At 26.9% G+C, this 20,068-nt stretch carries 20 protein-coding genes, 1 riboswitch and 1 other annotated feature; of the genes, 17 read left to right on the plus strand and 3 right to left on the minus strand.

Annotated features, from left to right (window positions below):
- The first annotated feature begins 5 nt into the window (after positions 1–5).
- The 7 genes from CLTHE_RS11320 to CLTHE_RS11350 all read left to right on the plus strand — a co-directional run bounded on the left by CLTHE_RS11320 (position 6) and on the right by CLTHE_RS11350 (position 6,310).
- Positions 6–1,004, plus strand: coding sequence for a LacI family DNA-binding transcriptional regulator (locus CLTHE_RS11320; RefSeq protein WP_080023533.1), 999 nt, complete (start codon positions 6–8; stop codon positions 1,002–1,004).
- 158 nt (positions 1,005–1,162) lie between these two features.
- The gene (locus CLTHE_RS11325; RefSeq protein ID WP_080023534.1) at positions 1,163–2,542 is read left to right on the plus strand and encodes an MATE family efflux transporter; all 1,380 of its coding nucleotides are present in this window, start codon (positions 1,163–1,165) and stop codon (positions 2,540–2,542) included.
- A 244-nt stretch (positions 2,543–2,786) separates the two neighbouring features.
- Positions 2,787–3,149 carry a GntR family transcriptional regulator gene (locus CLTHE_RS11330; RefSeq protein WP_080023535.1) on the plus strand — a complete coding sequence of 121 codons (363 nt, stop codon included), beginning with the start codon at positions 2,787–2,789 and terminating at the stop codon, positions 3,147–3,149.
- A 1-nt stretch (position 3,150) separates the two neighbouring features.
- Positions 3,151–3,849: an ABC transporter ATP-binding protein gene (locus tag CLTHE_RS11335; protein ID WP_080023536.1), complete on the plus strand. Its 699-nt coding sequence runs from the start codon at positions 3,151–3,153 to the stop codon at positions 3,847–3,849.
- Between the two features lie 5 nt (positions 3,850–3,854).
- Positions 3,855–4,550: a hypothetical protein gene (locus CLTHE_RS11340; protein WP_080023537.1), complete on the plus strand. Its 696-nt coding sequence runs from the start codon at positions 3,855–3,857 to the stop codon at positions 4,548–4,550.
- Positions 4,551–4,569: 19 nt separating this feature from the next.
- Positions 4,570–5,475: a DUF4097 family beta strand repeat-containing protein gene (locus tag CLTHE_RS11345; protein ID WP_080023538.1), complete on the plus strand. Its 906-nt coding sequence runs from the start codon at positions 4,570–4,572 to the stop codon at positions 5,473–5,475.
- 145 nt (positions 5,476–5,620) lie between these two features.
- The gene (locus CLTHE_RS11350) at positions 5,621–6,310 is read left to right on the plus strand and encodes a nitrite/sulfite reductase domain-containing protein (protein WP_080023539.1); all 690 of its coding nucleotides are present in this window, start codon (positions 5,621–5,623) and stop codon (positions 6,308–6,310) included.
- Positions 6,311–6,355: 45 nt separating this feature from the next.
- Here CLTHE_RS11350 and CLTHE_RS11355 read toward each other — a convergent pair whose 3' ends face one another.
- Positions 6,356–6,541: a hypothetical protein gene (locus CLTHE_RS11355; RefSeq protein WP_080023540.1), complete on the minus strand. Its 186-nt coding sequence runs from the start codon at positions 6,539–6,541 to the stop codon at positions 6,356–6,358.
- A 113-nt stretch (positions 6,542–6,654) separates the two neighbouring features.
- Between CLTHE_RS11355 and CLTHE_RS11360 the strand changes: the two genes are divergently transcribed.
- From CLTHE_RS11360 to CLTHE_RS11395, 8 genes are all read left to right on the plus strand, one after another.
- On the plus strand, positions 6,655–7,230 hold the full coding sequence (locus CLTHE_RS11360; protein WP_080023541.1) for a nucleoside recognition domain-containing protein: 576 nt from the start codon (positions 6,655–6,657) through the stop codon (positions 7,228–7,230).
- 12 nt (positions 7,231–7,242) lie between these two features.
- A complete protein-coding gene (locus CLTHE_RS11365) occupies positions 7,243–7,767 on the plus strand; it encodes a spore maturation protein (RefSeq protein ID WP_080023542.1) in 525 nt (174 codons plus the stop codon).
- Between the two features lie 105 nt (positions 7,768–7,872).
- Positions 7,873–8,601 carry an ABC transporter ATP-binding protein gene (locus CLTHE_RS11370; RefSeq protein WP_080023543.1) on the plus strand — a complete coding sequence of 243 codons (729 nt, stop codon included), beginning with the start codon at positions 7,873–7,875 and terminating at the stop codon, positions 8,599–8,601.
- Positions 8,588–10,168, plus strand: coding sequence for a hypothetical protein (locus CLTHE_RS11375; protein WP_158082724.1), 1,581 nt, complete (start codon positions 8,588–8,590; stop codon positions 10,166–10,168). Before CLTHE_RS11370 ends, CLTHE_RS11375 begins: the two co-directional genes overlap by 14 nt.
- A 170-nt stretch (positions 10,169–10,338) precedes the next feature.
- Positions 10,339–10,779: an ACT domain-containing protein gene (locus CLTHE_RS11380; RefSeq protein ID WP_002599033.1), complete on the plus strand. Its 441-nt coding sequence runs from the start codon at positions 10,339–10,341 to the stop codon at positions 10,777–10,779.
- Between the two features lie 53 nt (positions 10,780–10,832).
- Positions 10,833–12,080: an aminopeptidase P family protein gene (locus CLTHE_RS11385; RefSeq protein WP_080023545.1), complete on the plus strand. Its 1,248-nt coding sequence runs from the start codon at positions 10,833–10,835 to the stop codon at positions 12,078–12,080.
- Between the two features lie 90 nt (positions 12,081–12,170).
- A riboswitch (Lysine riboswitch) is annotated at positions 12,171–12,344 on the plus strand.
- Between the two features lie 99 nt (positions 12,345–12,443).
- Complete coding sequence (locus CLTHE_RS11390; RefSeq protein WP_080023546.1) at positions 12,444–14,150, plus strand: Na+/H+ antiporter NhaC family protein; 1,707 nt, start codon at positions 12,444–12,446, stop codon at positions 14,148–14,150.
- 66 nt (positions 14,151–14,216) lie between these two features.
- The gene (locus CLTHE_RS11395) at positions 14,217–14,660 is read left to right on the plus strand and encodes an Hsp20 family protein (protein ID WP_158082725.1); all 444 of its coding nucleotides are present in this window, start codon (positions 14,217–14,219) and stop codon (positions 14,658–14,660) included.
- A gap of 155 nt (positions 14,661–14,815) precedes the next feature.
- Here CLTHE_RS11395 and CLTHE_RS11400 read toward each other — a convergent pair whose 3' ends face one another.
- On the minus strand, positions 14,816–15,316 hold the full coding sequence (locus tag CLTHE_RS11400; RefSeq protein ID WP_002599029.1) for an FUSC family protein: 501 nt from the start codon (positions 15,314–15,316) through the stop codon (positions 14,816–14,818).
- 141 nt (positions 15,317–15,457) lie between these two features.
- Positions 15,458–15,693, plus strand: a binding site (T-box leader).
- Positions 15,694–15,760: 67 nt separating this feature from the next.
- Here CLTHE_RS11400 and metG point away from each other — a divergent pair.
- Together metG and CLTHE_RS11410 are read left to right on the plus strand one after the other, a co-directional pair.
- Positions 15,761–17,716 (plus strand): methionine--tRNA ligase, encoded by a 1,956-nt coding sequence (gene metG, locus CLTHE_RS11405; protein WP_080023548.1) that lies wholly within the window; start codon positions 15,761–15,763, stop codon positions 17,714–17,716.
- An 85-nt stretch (positions 17,717–17,801) separates the two neighbouring features.
- Positions 17,802–19,187 carry a methionine--tRNA ligase gene (locus tag CLTHE_RS11410; RefSeq protein WP_080023549.1) on the plus strand — a complete coding sequence of 462 codons (1,386 nt, stop codon included), beginning with the start codon at positions 17,802–17,804 and terminating at the stop codon, positions 19,185–19,187.
- Positions 19,188–19,387: 200 nt separating this feature from the next.
- Here the strand turns inward: CLTHE_RS11410 and CLTHE_RS11415 are convergent, their stop codons facing one another.
- Entirely contained in the window at positions 19,388–20,059 is a 672-nt protein-coding gene (locus tag CLTHE_RS11415; RefSeq protein WP_080023550.1) for a Crp/Fnr family transcriptional regulator, read from the minus strand.
- Positions 20,060–20,068: the final 9 nt, after the last annotated feature.

The following is a 20,068-nucleotide window of genomic DNA, read 5'->3' on the forward strand; positions in this document are numbered from 1 at the left end:
TAGATATGGCTACATCTATTAAAGACGTTGCTAGAGAGGCTGGAGTTTCAATTGCTACAGTTTCTAGAGTTTTAAATGATATAGACGTTGTAAACGAAGATACTAAAAAGAAAGTATTAGATGCAATTAAAAAATTAGGATATAGACCAAATATCGTTGCAAGAAGTTTAAAAACTCAAAGAACAAAAACTATAGGAATTCTTATACCGGACATTTCAAGCCAGTTTTATCCTGAAATAGTAAGAGGAGCAGAAGATGTTTCAAACATTTATGATTATAATATAATTTTAGGAAACTCAGACTTTGATATTCAAAAAGAAAAAGAATATTTAAGAGTTTTAAAAGAGAAAATGGTTGACGGAGTTATATATATGAGTAGTTCGCTTCAAGAAGAAATTCTTGATTTAATTAATGAACTAGATATAACAACTGTTTTAGTTGAAACTGAAGATAAGAATGGTAAACTACCAAGTGTAACTATTGATAACGTTAAAGCTGGATATGAAGGAACTAAGTATCTTTTAGATAAAGGTTTCAAAAACATAGCTTTTGTAGGAGCAAAAAAAGATGGGAAAAATGCTTGGAATGATAGATACATAGGATATGAAAAAGCTTTAAAAGAAGCTAATTTAGAAATAGATAAAGAATTATTATATCTTTCAAACTTAAAAGCTAAAAATGGTGTAACAGCAGTAGAAAGATTTATAGAATCAGGTAAGAAAATTGATGCTGTAGTTTGTGCTACAGATGAATTAGCAATGGGTGTTATAAATGGATTTAGAAATCACAATATTTCTGTACCAGATGAAGTAAGTGTTTTAGGATTTAATAATAACTATGTAGGGGAAATATTCTATCCTAAATTAACAACAGTAGCTCAACCAAGTTATGATATGGGATCAGTTGCTATGAGAATGCTTATAAAACTTTTAAATAAACAAGAGTTAGAAGAAGCAAACTTTATATTACCTCATACTATAATAGATAGAGAAAGTGTTAAATAGATAAAATAAAAGGTATCAAAAAAATTGATACCTTTTATTTTTTTATTTTATTGGTGAATTAATAATTAATTTTAAATATAAATAATTAAAAAATTTAGAATAAAATATGAATATTTGTTATAATTAGTATTGGATTTTAAGGAAGAGGGGGATGAGGAATGACAAAAGAAAATAAGCTTGGGAGTGAAAAGGTATCGAAACTTCTTATAAGTTTTTCTGTTCCAGCTATAATTGGAATGCTAGTTAATACTTTATACAATATAATTGATAGAATGTATATTGGAAATATTGAAGGTGTGGGTAAACTTGCAATAACAGGAGTAGGTATAACAATGCCTATAATGACAATAATATTAGCATTTGGTATGTTAGTTGGAATAGGAACAGCTGCAAGAATATCTATTTTTTTAGGAAAAGGAGATAAAGAGACAGCGGAGAAACATATAGGAAATGCCTTTGTTTTAATTATAATTTTTAGTATATTAATAACAATTATAGGATTAGCTTTTCTAGATAAAATCTTAGTTGTTTTTGGAGCTAGTAGTAGTACTGAGATATATGCTAGACAATATATGCAGATAATATTTGCAGGAACTATTGTAAGTATGTTAAGCTTTGGCTTAAATCATTCTATAAGAAGTGATGGAAGTCCTAAAATAGCAATGTTATCTATGCTTATAGGGGCTATAATAAATATAATTTTAGACCCAATATTAATATTCGTATTTAATTTAGGAGTTAGAGGAGCAGCTATTGCAACAGTAATTTCTCAATTTGTAGCAACTATATGGATATTATATTATTTTACAAAAGGGCAAAGCGCAATAAAGATTAAAAAAGAAAACTTTAAATTAAAAAAATATATTGTACTTAGTATATTTTCTATAGGAATTAGTCCTTGTAGTATGCAAATAGCAGCATGTATTGTACAAGTAATAGCAAATAATTCTCTAAAACACTATGGAGGGGATTTAGCAATTGGTGCTATGACTATAGTTCAAAGTATAGGAATGATATTCTTAACACCTATATTTGGATTAAATCAAGGGTCACAGCCTATTATAGGATATAATTTTGGTGCTAAAAAGTATAATAGAGTAAAAACAACTGTGTTTTATGGAGCTATAACTGCAACTATAATAGTTACAATAGGATGGCTAGTAGTTCAATTAGCACCACAATTACTTATAAAAATATTTAATAATGATCCAGAGCTTTTAGAAATTGCTAAGAATGGATTAAGAATTTATCTTTTATTTATACCAGTTATAGGCTTACAAATAATAAGCTCTAATTATTTTCAATCAGTTGGAAAAGCTAAAATATCTATGTTTTTAAGTCTTTTAAGACAAGTTATATTATTAATACCATTTATGATTATATTACCTAGAATATTTGGGTTAAATGGAATATGGATGGCTGGAGCTATAAGTGACTTATTATCTGCCATAATAACTTGCTGTATATTTTATAACTCTTTAAAAAAGTTAAATAAAGAAAATGATAATATTCAAAAAGAGATAGAAGTTAATATTTAAATTAAAAGTATATTATAAATTTTAAAATTAATAGTTAAATGAAGTGGTACTTAAATATATTTAAGTGCCACTTTAATTTTTAATTTTAAAATACTTTATGGAAAATTAAGTAAAATAAAGGGTTTAAGAGAAAATCAAAGAGTTAATATATTAAATTAATTTATTAGCAAATTTTACAGTTTTAACAAATTAATGTAACAGTGTACTATTTAAGTAATACAGTAATACAAGAGAGGTGATGTATTTGATTAATTTTAATACTAATGAACCTATATATGTTCAAATAAAGAGGTATTTAGAAAAAAAGATTATATCAGGGGAATATGTTTCAGAGTATAAACTTCTTTCGGTTAGGGAGTTTGCAAGTGAATTAAAAGTTAATCCAAACACTATACAGAGAGTATATACAGAGTTAGAAGGGGATGGTCTTATTTATACTAAAAGAGGTATTGGGAAGTTTGTTACTGAAGATAAAGGAATAATAAATAATTTAAGAGTAAACATTTCAAAAGAAATTATAAAAAAATTTATTAAAGATACAAAGGAATTAGGATTTACAAAGGAAGAGATTATAGAAGCATGTAATACGTTTTATGAGGAGGTATAAAATGGAGAATATATTAGAGGTTAATGGCGTAACAAAATCTTTTAGTGGAAAAAGTGTATTAAATAGAATGTCATTTAAGTTAGAAGAAGGAAAAGTTCTTGGTATATTAGGTCCGAATGGAAATGGGAAAACAACTATTTTAAATATCATAGCAGGATTGTTACAGCCTGATTCAGGTGAAGTAAAAGTAAATGGAATGAATGTGGGAAGAGAAACAAAAGAAGTAGTTTCATTTTTAAGAGAAAATAATCAATTTTATCCTTGGATGAAAATTGAAGATTCAATAGGATTTTATAAAGATTTTTTCCCAGATTTTGATGAGAAGAGAGCAAGAGAACTTTTAAAATTCATGAATATAGAAGGGAATAGTAAATTAGTATCACTTTCAAAAGGGATGTTAGAAAAAGTATCTTTAAGTTTAGTTTTAGGAAGAAAATCTAAGTTATATATTTTAGATGAACCGATTTCAGGAGTTGATATTTTATCAAGAGACGAAATAGTAAATGCGTTAATAGAATATATGATAGATGGAGCTTCAATGATTATAACAACGCATTATGTGGGAGAACTTGAAAAGCTTTTAGATAAAGTAGTTTTTATAAAAGATGGGATTATTGTTGAAAGTGGAGAAGCAGATGATATAAGAGAGAAATATAAAGCATCTATTGAAGGTGCATATAAAGAAATTTTTAAGAGGTAAAGGGTATGAAGAATATATTTAATATTTTAAAGTATGGTTTTAAAAAAGATAAAGTATGGGATTTAATTGGGTTTGGGTTATACATAGTTTTTACACTTATAATCACAAGTTTTTTAGGTAGTTTAATAGGAACAGTATTTAGTTTTGTTATATTAATATTTATATTAATAGCATCACCTATATATTATTTTTTTCAAGGAACAAGAAGAGTTTCTAGAGAAAGTGCTTTATTATTTTCTACACCAATTAAAGGGTCTGAGTATTTGTTAGCTAAAGTTTTGCAATATATTATAAAAGTTATCCCATTTTTATTGATATTTTTAATTCAGGTAGTATTAACAATTAAAAACTACTATGGATTTATAGAAATGTTTGATATTATGCGCCTTATAATATTGATAATTGATACATTTATTTTTGGAATTTTTATATTTGCAGATGGCTTATTTGTATTTATAGGGTTAAAAAAATATATAAAAAATTATTTTTTAAATATAGTTGCAACAATAGCTTTAATATTGATTTTTGAGAATATAATTTGGAGTATTTTAGAATTTATTTATAGATTTATACCTTTTTATTATATTGAGATTTCAGGAGTTAAAACAGGAATTTTAGATATTATAACTATTTTAGTTATGACTAGTATATATTTTATATTTGCGAAAGACTCATTAAAAAAAGGCATTGATATAAATTAATAAGGAGAAGAGAGAGGTTATGATAAAAAAAATATTAAGCGTAATTTTTATTGGAATTTTAGCTTTTGGAATTACTGGATGTGATGTTAAGTTTGGTTCTATGAATTATGAAGATTATAATATAGAAGATATTGGAGAAATAGTTAACTTATCTAATAAATCTAAAGATAAAGAAATATCATTAGATTTAAAAGAGGATGCAAAGAATATAAATAGTATAGATATAAAAATGGATTCAGGAAGTATAGAATTTAAAAGTGGAGATGTAAATTCAATTGAAGTAATTGCAAAAGGAAATAAAGAATCTATAAAATCAGATATTAAAAATGGAAAACTTATTATTGAAAATAGAGAAAAGAAAATGAGTGATATATCTGCAGAAACAGAAATAACTGTTACTATTCCTAAGAATTTCAATAAAGATATTAATGTATCTATAGGTGCAGGAGTAGCAATATTTAAAGATATTTCTTTAAATAAATTAGATTTATATAATGGTGTAGGGTTAACAGTAATAAATAAAGAAGTAAGTTCAACAGAAATAAATATATCACAAGGTGTTGGTGGAATTTTTGTTGTGATGAATAAAACGAATAATATAAATATATCTCAGGAAGTTGGGCAAATATTGTTCTACCCTAAAGAAATTAATAACAAAATAGATATTGAGAATAAAATAGGAGATTTAAGAATCGGATATCTTAAAGAAAATAATCCTAAAATAAATTATAAAATTAGATTAGGAAAAGAAAATAAATATATAAAACAAGATGAAAATGCTTTAGAAAAAGGAGAGATAAAAGCTAGAGTTAATATAGGAAATTTAGAAATTGGAACTATGAGCAAAGAAGAATTTGAAGAAGCAGGTTTTGTTAATTTTAATATGGACTATATTAAAATGATGAATGAAATATTAGAAGAGTAAGTTTATTAAAGAGATGGTGGAAATCATCTCTTTTATTGTAACTGAAGTTACAATAAAAAATATTAAGTAATGATATAATTTAATAGTATTAGTAGAAAATAAATTTTAAGATAGATATTAAGGCGAAAGGGTAAGGTAAAATTAAATGGAAAATAATAAAATGCCAAATGTACCATTTATGGTTAGTGGAACTCATAGTGGTAATTTACAAAAAGTAAGAGATGGGAGAAGAACATTTGGAATAACTCCTCATATACCAGGAGGATTTATTAAAATAGAAGAATTAGAAAGAATAACAGCTGTTGCAAAAAAGTATAATGGTGTTATAAAAATAACTTCAGGACAAAGATTACTTATCACAAATCTTAAGGGTGAAGATTTACCACAAATATGGGAAGAGCTTCAAATGGAGCCAGCAGTAAAAGGGCAAAATACAGTTAAGAATGTAGAAATGTGTCCAGCAGGATTTTGTAAAAGATCAAAATATAATACTATAGGAATGGGAATGAAATTATCTAAAAAATATCAATGGATGCCTATGCCTTGTAGAACTAAAATTGGAGTAGCAGGATGTAGAAATGCTTGTTCAAGTATTTATGCAAAAGATGTTGGAATAATTGCTGATGTAACTGGAATGATGGTTGTTGCAGGTGGTTCAGCAGGATATAATCCAAGAGTTGCAGATATAATAATCCAAGATGTAAGTGAACAAGAAGCTATGAGAATAGTAGATAATATTTTAGCTTATTATAGTGAAAATGCAGAGCCAGGTGAAAAGCTAGGATTTTTTATAGATAGAATTGGATTAGATAAATTTAAAGAAGATGTTTTATAAATAAAATAACTAAAGGAACTGTATTAATACAGTTCCTTTTATAAATTAAAGTATACCTTCACTTTTTAGTAGATCTTCTAATTTTTGAAGTCTTTCACTTAATGTTATAAATTTTTCTTTTAAAGTATCTTTTGATACTCCATCCTCATCAATAACTCTCTCTAAATCTTCAACTGTTTTTAAAGCTTCATCAATATCTTGTTGAGCTAATTTAATGTTTGATTCTTTCATAAGTAAAACTCCTTTATACATTTACATATTGTTTATATATTTAATACTAGCACTAATAAAAGTTAAGTTCAATGAATATATTTAATTGTTAGTATTACTTAAATGGAGGATTTATGATTAATTATATTTGGTTTGCAATGATTTTTTTAGGAATAATAGTAGCACTTTTTACTGGAAATGCAGATAAAGTAACACAAGCTATTGTTGGGGGAAGTGATAGTACTGTTAAATTTGTAATTGGGCTTGTAGGGATAATGTGTTTTTGGTGTGGTGTAATGAAAGTTGCTGAAAAGAGTGGATTAACAGCTATATTAGCAAAAATATTAAGGCCAATTTTAAAAATTTTATTTAAAGAAGCAGCAAAAGATGAAAAAGCCCTTGGAGCAATAGTTATGAACTTAACTGCAAATATGTTTGGATTATCAAATGCAGCTACTCCTTTTGGAATAAAAGCTATGGAAGAAATGGATAGACTAAATAAAGAAAAAGGAACAGCTTCTAATGACATGGCTTTATTTCTGGTCTTAAATGCAGCTTGCATTCAATTGGTTCCAACAACAATACTTTCTATAAGAGCTGCGGAAGGTTCGGCAAATGCAGGAGCAATAATACTCCCAGCTATAATTTCTACTTCAGTAGCAGCTATTGTTGGGGTAACTTGTTGCAAAATATTACAGAGGTATTTTTAGGGGAGGCTTTTTATGTTTGGATATATTACAAAAAGTATAATTCCTATAATAGTTCTTGTTATTTTAGTTTATGGAATGATAAAAGGAAGAAAAGTTTATGAATGGTTTCTTGAAGGTGCGAAAGATGGAATTAAAGTTTGTTTAAATATATTTCCATGCCTTTTAGCTATGATTATAGCAGTACAAATATTTAAAAGTGGAAATTTATTAGAACTTTTAAATAAAATTTTATCTCCAATTGCTTCTTTAATTGGATTACCAGAAGAGATTATACCTCTTGTTTTAATAAAACCTATTTCAGGAAGCGGAGCAATTGGAATCTTTACTGATATAATAAGAAGTTATGGACCAGATTCTTTTATTGGAAATTTATCTTCTGTAATTATGGGGACAACTGAAACTATCTTTTATACAATAACAGTTTATTTTGGGGCTGTTAGAGTAAAAAAAATAAGACATACTCTTTGGAGTGCTGTTTTTGCAGATATGGCAGCTATTTTTGCAGCTATAACTGTAGTTAAGCTGATGTTAACTTAATTGATTGTTAATAATTAGTTAAAAGATAAAAGATACCGTTTAATAAAGTTGGGAATAATGATAATATATATTGAAATATCACCTTAATTAAAAGGAGTGTAACATATGATAAAAATTGAAGGGGTTAGTAAAAATTACGGAAGAGGAAATGCTGTAAGTAATCTAAATATTGAAATAAAAGATGGAGAGATATTTGGTTTATTAGGACCAAATGGAGCAGGAAAAACTACTACAATAAAGATGATTACTGGTATAACAGAGCCAACAGAAGGGCGAGTGGAGATTAATGGCTATGATATATGTAAAAATCCATTAGAAGCAAAGCTTCAATTTGGATATGTTCCTGATAGTCCAGATATGTTTTTAAAATTTACTGGAATGGAATATATAAATTTTATGGCTGATGTTTATAGAGTATCTAAAAAAGATAGAGAAATTAGAATAAAAGAGCTTTCAAATAAATTTGGAATGGAGAATGCTTTAGGAGATACTATTAAAAGCTATTCTCATGGAATGAGACAAAAGGTTGTTATTATGGGAGTTTTAGTTCATAATCCAAAAGCTTGGATTTTAGATGAACCTTTAACAGGATTAGACCCTAAATCTGCTTTTATACTTAAAGGAATGATGAGAGATCATGCAGATATGGGAAATGCAGTTCTTTTTTCAACTCATGTATTAGAAGTAGCAGAAAAAGTTTGTGATAGAGTTGGTATTATAAAAAAAGGTGAATTGATTTTTGTTGGAACTTTAGATGAGCTTAGAGAAGAATTCAAAGCTGATAGTTCACTTGAAAGAATGTTCTTGGAGATGACAGATGATGAGGAATATTAGGCTTTTATTAAGATATTCACTTAAGGGACAAAGAACAAAAGGAAAATTCCAGATGCCAACTCCAGTTAGAAGTTTAATCTTTGCAATAGTTATACTTTGCTTATCAGGTGGAGTTGCAGGAGCAGTTGCAAGTGCTTATGGAATTTTAGAAAAGTTAGGTAAACAAGAACTTTTATTATATTTTATATTGGCATTAGGAAGTGGGATTACATTTGTAATTGGATTATTTAGTGTATTAAATAACTTCTTTTTAGCTGAAGATAATGAAATCTATATATCACTTCCTTTTAGAGCTAGTGAGATAGTTATAAGTAAGCTAATAAGAATTTTAATTTATTTATATATATATTCACTTATTATAGTTTTACCTCTTATAGCTTATGGAACAGTGTCAAATTCTAATCCTATTTATTATATATTTGTTGCTTTGGCTTATATTTTTAATCCTATAATACCTATGATTATTGGATTTATAATCTCAACTATTTTGATGAGTATATCAAATCTTTCAAAACACAAAGATGTTATAAAAGTTATTTTTTCAATTTTACTTATAGTATTTATAATATTAATTAATTTACTTTTTCAAGGAAATAGAATTGGAATAAGAACAGCTAATGCAATAGTAGGAAAAGAGTCTTTATTAAAATTAATAAGTTCAATATTTATAAATAATAAATTAGAAGTAATGGCTTTATCTAATCCAGGAAGTTCAACAGGATATATAAATATGGGAATAGTATTATTAATTGTAGTCATATTATTTGCATTATTATATTTTGTTTCAGAAAAACTATATTTAAAAAGCTTAAAAGGGTTTGGAGATATTAGTTCTAATAAAGAAAAAGTAAAAGTGGCAAAAGTTAAAAGTTCATCAGTGCTTAAAGCTTTGGTTATTAAAGAAATTAAAATTATTTTTAGAAATCCAACTTTCTTTTTAAATTGTGTAGTCATGTTATTTTATATACCAGTATTATATATGGTTATATTATTTTCAAATGGGGCTAATCATTTAAATTGGAGTTTAGGATATTTAATAATTGGAGGAACACCATTAGTTATAGGAGTTGGAATGTCAAGTGGATCAGCAGGTAGTACTGCCTTAAGTAGAGAAGGAAATAATTTTATAGTTTCTAAATATATACCTGTAAGTTATAAAACTCAACTTTTAGCAAAAATAATTTCTGCATTTGCTATAAATTCACTAATTTTAGTAATTGGGATTGGTTTACTTGTAATTGAAAAAGTTAGATTAGAAATTTTTATATTAAGTTTAATAATTCAAATACTAACTTGTTTTTTAATAACAGTTATTGGGATTTTATGTGATTATATATCGCCTAAAATAGTATGGCAAACTGAAAAAAATCTTTATAAAGGAAATTTTAAAAGCTTAGGAAATATAATAATTTCAGTAATATTTGGAGGGATTCTATTGGGATTTGCTCTTTTAACTAGGAGTATTTTTTTAACTTTTATAGTTAATTTCCTATTATTGATAATAAGTATAATCATAGTTTTATTTATTTTGAATAAAAAAGTAGTAAAAACATATAATTTGTTATAATTCAAAGAAAGTCTAAATAATTTGATAAATTATCAATTATTTAGACTTTTATTTTTTATATTAATTGAAAAAAATAATAATATACATGAATTTTATATTAATAATAATTTGTTTGTGGTAAAATATTCAATAAGGGTAAATGGAAAGTAATTTAAGAGGGGGTATGATTTATGGAAGAAGAAAAATTTTTTATTGTAAATGGAGCTGTATTACCTGATGTTTTTTATAAAGTATTAGAGGTTAAAGAGCTTATTCATACAGGAAAGGTAAAAGACATTTCAGAAGGAGTAAAAGTAGTTGGAATAAGCAGAAGTACTTACTATAAATACAAAGATACTGTTTATCAAATGGCTGAAGGAGTTAATAGTAAAAAGATAACTATAGTTTTACTTTTATCACATAAATCAGGAGCATTAGCAAGAGTATTAGACTTTATTGCAACAAATAAGTTAAATATATTAACAATTAGTCAAGATATACCTATAAACATGACAGCTAATGTTACAATAACATTAGATGTTGCCAAAATAAAAGGCGACGTTAAAAAATTCTTGTATAAGATAAGTGAAATAGATGAAGTAATAAAAGTAAGAGTACTGGCAGTAGAGTAATTGTTTTATATCAAAAGATAAAGTGTAAAAATAAAAAGAAAGAGGGAGTAGAAATGAAAAAAGAAGTATTTGAATTAAACAGAAAAAGATTAATAGAAAAATTGGATGATAATTCCTTACTAATTCTTTTTGCAGGAGAAGCACCTAAAAAAACAGCAGATGAAAAGTATGGTTTTACACCAAACAGAAACTTTTATTATTTAACAGGATTGGCAGAGGAAAAACATATTTTAGTTATTTCAAAAATTAATGGTGAAGTTACTGAAAAAATGTTTATAAAAGAAATAGATTTAGAAATGGAAAGATGGCTTGGAAAAACTATAAGACAAGAAGAAGTAGAGCCATTAAACGGAATAAAAGAAGTTGGATATTTAGGAGAGCTTAAAGGATTTTTAAATAGATTATTAGGAGAACAAGAACAATTTACTATATACCTAGATTTAGAAAAAGATTCTTTTGATAGTCTTCAAACAATAGCTGGAGAATATGCTAAAAAATTAAGAAAGAAATATCCTCATGTTAATATAAAAAATGTATTTCCTTTATTTGCACCATTAAGACTTGTAAAAAGCCCAGAAGAAATAGAAGAAATGAGAAAAGCCATAGAAATAACAATAGCTGGTGTAGAATGTATAATGAAAAGTATAAAACCAGGTATGAAAGAATATGAAACTGAGGCTTTCTATGAATTTGAATGTAGAAGTAGAGGAATATCAGATTATGCATTTAAAACTATAGCAGCAGCAGGTATAAATGCAACAACTCTTCATTATGTAGCTAATAATGATACTTTAAAAGATGGAGATTTAATGTTATTTGACCTTGGAGCTCAATGGAATTACTATAATGGAGATATTTCAAGAACTATCCCTATAAATGGTAAATTCACTGAAAGACAAAAAGAAGTTTATGAAGCTGTTTTAAGTGTAAATGAAAGAGTTATTGAGGCTATGAAACCAGGCGTAAATTTTATAGATTTAAATAATCAAGCAACTGAGTGGATAGCTGAAGAGTGTATAAAATTAGGTCTTATGAAAGATAAGAGTGAAGTTAGAAAATATTACTTCCATAGCATAGGACATAGTTTAGGACTTGATACACATGATATAGATAATCCAAGAAGAAATACTATATTAGAACCAGGAATGGTTTATACTGTTGAGCCAGGAATTTATATTCCAGAAGAAGGAATTGGAGTAAGAATAGAGGATGATATTCTTATAACAGAAACAGGCAGAGAAGTATTAACTAAAGATATGATTAAAACTGTTGAAGAGATAGAAAAATTCATGAGTAGATAATTTAATAATAAAATACAAATAAAATATGAACAAACTATTGCGAAAGAATAGGATATACTGTATACTAACTTTAAATTAAAGTTGAATATACGAAGAGGTAGAGGCGCGAAGCTTAAGAGTACTATAGTTTTTATAAGCAAATTGGAACTATAGAAAAGGAAGATTCGCCGAAGGATATAAGAAATTGCTTTAATCTTATAATCCTGGGATTATGCAGAATATGCATAAGACTGTCACAAGAAATTGTGTTGGGCTATCATTCTAGGATTTTGCATATTGTAGAACCTTGGGTGTTATCTCAAGGTTCTTTTTACATTTTTTGTAAGAAAACCTCTGAGTAATAAAAATAAGGGGGACATTTTAATGAAAGTAAGAAAAGTAGTAGTATTTTTATTAAGCTTTATTTTAATAATGAGCTTATCAGTAGCAGCATTTGCAGCAGAAGTTGACCCAGGAGTTTTAAATGCAGAGAAATTTGGAATATGGACAATAGTTCCACCATTAGTAGCAATAGTTTTAGCCTTTATAACAAAGAATGTAGTAATATCATTATTTATAGGAGCATTAGCAGGGTGCTTTATGCTTCAAATTGGTGGAATGAATGTTTTTGAAGGATTTGTACAGGCTTTCTTAGATCTTATACAAAGGATTTTAAATTCACTAGCAGATCCTTGGAATGCAGGAATTATACTTCAAGTTTTAGCAATTGGAGGAGTTATAAGTCTTGTAGGTAAAATGGGAGGAGCAAGAGCTATTGCAGAAGCACTTGCGAAAAGAGCAAAAACGCCGAGAAGTGCACAACTTGTAACTTGGTTTTTAGGATTACTTGTATTTTTTGATGATTATGCAAATTCATTAATTGTTGGACCTATAATGAGACCAGTTGCTGATAAACTTAAAATATCAAGGGAAAGACTAGCTTTCATTATAGATGCTACGGCAGCACCAATTGCTGGTCTTGCAATAATTTCAACATGGATAGGATTAGAAGTGGGACTTATAAAAGATTCTTTTACTCAAATAGGAATGAGTGTAGATGCTTTTGGAGTATTTTTAGAAACAATACCTTTTAGATTTTATAATATATTAATACTTGCATTTGTAGTTATAACAACAATAATGCTTAGAGATTTTGGACCTATGAGAAAAGCAGAATTGAATGCAAGAAAAGGGATAAATGAAGTTGTAGAAGCAGAAAATGAAGAAGAAATGATGGTTAAAGAAGGTGTTAAATTAAGTATATGGAATGCAATAATTCCAATAGGAACACTTATATTATCAGCTTTAGCGAGTTTCTATTATAGTGGATATTCTTCAATAATGTTAGGAGAAAATACTGCATTAATTGAATTATTAAACAATTCACCATTTTCATTTTCATCAATTCAACAAGCTTTTTCAGCAGCAGATGCATCAACAGCTCTTTTTCAATCAGCTATACTAGCATCCATAGTTGCAATAGGAATGGCAGTATGGAAGAAAATTTTTACAGTAACAGAAGCAGTTGATGCTTGGATAGATGGAATGAAAGGGCTTTTAATAACAGGAGTAATACTTTTACTTGCTTGGTCATTAAGCTCTGTTATAAAAGATTTAGGAACAGCTAAATATTTAGTAACACTTTTATCAGATACTATTCCAGCTTTTCTTCTTCCAAGTATAATTTTTATTCTTGGAGCAATAATTTCATTTGCAACAGGAACAGCATATGGAACTATGGGAATTTTGATGCCACTTGCAATACCTTTAGGATATTCAGTTTCATCAGATATGGGATATGTAATTGTATGTACAAGCGCAGTTTTAACTGGAGCAATTTTTGGAGATCATTGTTCACCTATATCAGATACAACAATTCTTTCTTCTATGGGAGCTGGATGTAATCATATAGAGCATGTTAGAACTCAAATGTGGTATGCAATTTTTGTAGCAATAGTTACTGTAGTATTTGGATATATACCAGCAGGTTTTGGAGTTCCAGTGTATATAATATTACCAATTGCTATTGTTATTTTAATTGTTTTAATTAGACTGATAGGAAAGCCAGTAGAAATTAAAGAAAATATTTAAATTTAGTATCAAAATAAATAGAAAACTAATATTCTAGTTTATAGGAGTATGTTTAGGGAGACAAATATGAATAATAACCAAGGGATTGGATTTTTCAAAAATCTTTATTTAGATATGTTAAATGAAATTAATTCTTCAGATTTTTTTGAAGAAGAAGTGGATCAAGGCGATATTGAAATATCGATTAAAAATGAAGAAGATAAATATTTGATACAAGGATTTTTTCCAGGAATCCAAAAAAAAGATATAAAAATTGACTATAAAGATGATTATTTATTTATGAAAATAAAAAGAAAAAAAGTTTTATCAAATAGAGGAAACATGTCTGTAATGATGATTAGTCAATTTAATGATTATAAAAAGAAATTTTATATTCCTGATAATGATATTTCTAATTTAAAAGTTTCATTTAAAAATCATAAGTTAAATTTAGAAATTCCTAAAATAATTTATAATTTTAAAGAAGAGAATCCTGTAATAATAGATGTATTAGATTATGAAGAAGAATAGTATTTTTTAAGCGAAGTAGTTATTAAGAATTACTTCGCTTTTATATTAAAAATAATATAAAAATTCTTTTAATATAATAAAAAATATCAACTACAAAATAATTTTGTAGTTGATATTTTTTTCTCAAATTTTATTTAATGAGAATTATATATAATTTATTTTTCAACCTTTGCTTCTTCAGCAGGTGGATTAAAATATTTATTTACAAGAATTGCAACTATTATTCCAATGGCTGTGTCCATACTTCTATTTAAAGCATAAGCGTAAGATTGAGGTCCACTATAATTTACCATTATAACTAAGAATACTATACAAGCTATAGTTACAGAACCAGGCTTATTAAATAAATTACATGTATATATAACAATAACAATACCTATACCACTTATGAATGGAATATAGTGAGTTAAAAATGTTATATGAATTAAAATATATATAAATAATGTTCCAAATAGTGCTCCTATGATAGTTCCTATAAGTCTATTTTTACCCATTGTAAAACTACTTGAGACAGTGTCTTTCATACAAATAACGGCAGCTATACAAGCATAAAAAGGATTTTCATCACCTATTGCACTAAAAATAACCATACAAATAACTACAGATAAAGCAGTTTTTATATTTCTAAGTCCAATTTTATGAAAATTAAGCTTCATTATATTACCTCCTATTAAAGTATTATATATTATATCATATGCTGTAAAAAATGCTAATTTACATAAAAAGGTTAAAATGTAATATATATAGTTATAAGTTGTTGACAGTTAAAGTTATTTAGAATATTATATAGTTAAAATGAAAATGCTATGAAGAGAAGAGTAGTTTTATGGAATGTCTATAAGAGAGCAGGAGAAGCTGAAAACCTGTGGTAGGAAGTAAGATGAAGATGGCCTCAGAGCAGAAGTCTTGAGCGTTAAGTGTTAGGGATTTACGGATGCAACCGTTATATTGCAAGGTGAAATTTTACCTATTGAGATTCTTATTGTAAGATAAGAGTGAAGTAGAGTGGTAACACGTTTATTACGTCTCTATGCTAATTTGGCATAGGGTTTTTTTATTGCAAAAGATTAGAAAAATTTAAATTTTAGGAGGAATGATTTATGTGTAAAAAGCCATATTACATTACAACGCCAATATATTATCCATCAACGAAGCTACATATTGGAAATACTTATACTACTGTAGCTGCTGATGCTATATCAAGATTTAAAAGATTAACAGGATATGATGTAATGTTCTTAACTGGAACAGATGAACATGGTCAAAAAATCCAAACAATAGCAGAAGAAAAAGGAATAACACCAAAAGAGCATGTAGATGAGATAGTTGCAGGAATTAAAAGCCTTTGGAATATGATGGACATTAGTTATGATAAATTCATAAGAACTACAGATGACTATCACGTAAAAGCTGTACAAAAAATATTTAAAAAATTATATGATCAAGGTGATATATATAAAAGCTCATATGAAGGTTCATATTGTACACCATGTGAATCATTTTGGACTGAAACTCAATTAGTTAATGGAAATTGTCCTGATTGTGGAAGACCAGTTCATGAAGCTAAAGAAGAAGCATATTTCTTTAAAATGAGTAAATATGCTGATAGATTAATAAAATATATTGAAGATCATCCAGATTTCATTCAACCAGAATCAAGAAAAAATGAAATGTTAAACAACTTCTTAAGACCAGGATTACAAGACCTTTGTGTTTCAAGAACAAGCTTTAACTGGGGAGTTCCAGTAACATTTGATACAGATCATGTTGTTTATGTATGGATAGATGCATTATCAAACTATATAACTGCATTAGGTTATGGAAGTGATAATGATGAATTATACAAAAAATTCTGGCCTGCTAATGTTCACTTAATAGGAAAAGATATATTAAGATTCCACACAATTTATTGGCCAATAATGTTAATGGCATTAGATTTACCACTACCAAAGCAAGTATTTGGACACGGATGGTTATTAGTTGATGGTGGAAAAATGTCAAAATCAAAAGGAAATGTAGTAGATCCTGTTGCATTAGTTGAAGGATTTGGAGTAGATGCAGTAAGATACTATCTATTAAAAGAAATACCTTTTGGTTCAGATGGATTATTTAATAATGAAATATTCATAAAGAAAATAAATTCAGACCTTTGTAATGATCTTGGAAATTTATTATCAAGAACAGTTGCAATGATTGAAAAATATTTTGATGGAGTACTTCCAGCACCTCTAGGTAAAGAGGAAGTAGATGATGAGCTTATAAACTTAGCATTAGAAACTCCTAAAATAGTTGAAAGTGCAATTGAAGAGTTAAAAATACCAGACGCATTAGAAGCAATATTCACATTAATAAGAAGAGCAAATAAATATATTGATGAAACAACTCCTTGGATATTAGCTAAGGATGAAACTAAAAAAGACAGATTAGGAACTGTTTTATATAATTTAGCTGAAGCATTAAGATTCTCATCAGTATTATTATCAGCATTCCTTCCAAGAACTTCAGAAAAAATAAATGAACAATTAGCAGTAACTGCTAAAGATTGGGCTTCATTAGAAGGTTTTGATGGAACTGCACCAGGAACAACAGTTAAGAAAGGTGAAGCTTTATTCCCAAGAATAGATGTTGATAAAAAGTTAGAAGAACTTGAAGCTTTAAGATTAGCTCAATTAGAAGAAGTTAAGAAAAAAGAAGCAGCTGAAGCAAAAGTAGAAATGGAACCAATAAAAGAAGAGATAACAATAGAAGATTTCGAAAAAATAGATTTAAGAGTTGTCAAAGTAGTTGAATGTGAGCCAATTAAAAAAGCTAAAAAATTACTTAAATTAAAAGTAGAGTTAGGTGGAGAAATCAGACAAGTGGTTTCAGGAATAGCAATGCACTATAAACCAGAAGATTTAGTAGGAAAATATGTTGTTTTAGTAGCTAACTTAAAACCTGTTAAATTAAGAGGTGAATTATCACAAGGTATGATAATTGCTGCATCAGATAGTAATGATACTATTTTAAATCTAGTTAATCCAGGAAAATTACCAACTGGTAGCATAGTAAGATAATTAATTAAATATAAGACTGTATCAAAAGATTAATTTAAAATAATTTAATTTGATACAGTCTATTTTTTATGAAAGGATTTGAAAAATGAGAATTGTAATAGGAAATGCTTGGCCATATACAAATGGAAAACTTCACTTAGGAAGAATAGTAGTTCTTTTACCTGGAGATATAATTGCTAGATATCATAGGAAAAAAGGAGATAAAGTAATATTTGTATCTGGAAGTGATACTCATGGTAATTTAGTATTAGAGAAAGCACATGAAGAAGGTTTAGAACCTTTAGAGATAATTGATAAATATCATAAGGAATTTAAAAAGTGTTTTAATAGTTTAGATTTTTCATTTGATTTATTTTCAAATACTGATAGTAAAAATCATAAAGAGTGGGTAAAAGATAAAATATTAGAACTATATAATAAAGGATATATTTATGAAGATTGTACTGATAATGATAGGAATTTAATGTTCAGGCTATCAAGTTTAAATGATGAAGTTGAGAGTATTTTTAAAAATGGTGAGTATTGGAGAGAAAATGCAAAAAAAATCACAGAAAAATATATTAGCGAAGGACTTAGGGATAAGGCAGTAACAAAAGATATAAAATTTGGAGTTGATGTTCCTTTAGATGGATATGAAGACAAAAAAATATTTGTTTGGATTGAAGCATTAATGGGATATCTTACAGCAACACAAGAATGTATAGATGGTAAAGAAGAGACATTAGAAGATTATTTTAATAGTGAAGATAGTAGAGTTTATTTAGTACATGGCAAGGATAATATTCCTTTCCACTCTATAATATTTACTGGGATATTATCTGCACTTGGATATAAAAATGTTAAATTAAGAATATTTTCAAGTAATCATTTAAAGTTAGAAGGAAAGAACTTTTCAACAATAAAGAACTGGGCATTGTGGATAAATGATGTGTTAGAAAAATATTCTGTGGATTTAATTCGATATTATTTAATTACAAATTCACCTGAGAAAAGTGATTCTGATTTTAGATTTAGAAATTTTATAAATGCCAATAATTATGAATTAGTTGAAATTTTAGAGAGGTTTTATATAAATACAATTAGTTTATATAAAAAAGGTAAATGTAATATTTATAAAAATAAATATGAAAAAGATAAGATAATAAATTATTACGAAGAGATTGGAGAAAAGATTGAAAGAGGAGAGTTAAGGAGTGCTCTTAAAAATATAATTTCATTAGTAAAAGAATTTAATGAAGAGCGTAATTATTCAATTATAAAATTAATTAATATAGCAAATTTATTAGAGCCTTTTATGCCAACTTTTAGTGAGAAGATAAAAAAGTTATTTGAAATAAAAGAAAGTGGTTGGAACTTTATACATGTAGAAAATATTCCTGATAAATTAGAATATATAGAAACTTTTAAGACTTTAGATAGAAACTTAGCAAATGAAGAGATTAGATTATTAAAAATAAAAAAAACAAAGTAAAAAACCTAGAATATCTACAATAGGGGGACGAGATATTCTAGGCAACCAATCAATTAAGATGGTTATAAGGGGTAAATAATAATGCTTTAACTACTTTACAAGACTTATTATAAGATACAATTGTGGCAGTTTAGTGTCAAAAACCATAAGAAAAAGTTACATGTTATAATTTTTGAAATCAGTATTATTTTTCTTTTTAGTTAAAAAGAATTTAATTTATCTATATCTAAAATAGTTATGCTTTTACGATCATAAGTGATTATGCCATCATTTTTCATATTTATTAATTCACGTGATAATGATGGTCTTTGAACCCCAAAGTTTTTAGCTAAATCTTCTTTAGTAGAATATAGTTTAATTGTATATGAGTTTTGTTTTTTATATTCTGAATATAAAAATGTAGAAATTCTTTCTCTTAAAGATTTCATGTTTAATTGCCTCAATTTAGAACTTAAAACAACTGACTTATTTGAAAGTAGAGTTAAAAATTTAATTAGAAATTTTTCGTTATTCATAAGCATTTCAGTTATTACCTTCTTATTTATATGTAGAATAGTTGAATTAGATTTTGAAACAACATCTACTGTATAAACACAGTCACTAGAAAACATTATGTTTTCACCAAAAATATTTTTTGGGTGTAGTTTAGATATTGTAAGTGTATTCCCTATTGAATTATTTTGTTGAATATGAACTTCACCAGCAATAATTAGACTTATGCCAGTACAAGGGTCTCCTTCTAAAAATATAGTTTCTTCTTTTGAATAATTTTTTAGCTTTACAAAAGGGTTATTAAGAAATCTATCAAACTCTTCATTAGTAAAATGGTTAAATAAATTTGTTTCTTTTAAAATAGTAAAAGTTAAATCCATGATTAAATA

This window comes from Clostridium thermobutyricum DSM 4928, from assembly GCF_002050515.1.
Lineage (GTDB): Bacteria > Bacillota > Clostridia > Clostridiales > Clostridiaceae > Clostridium > Clostridium thermobutyricum.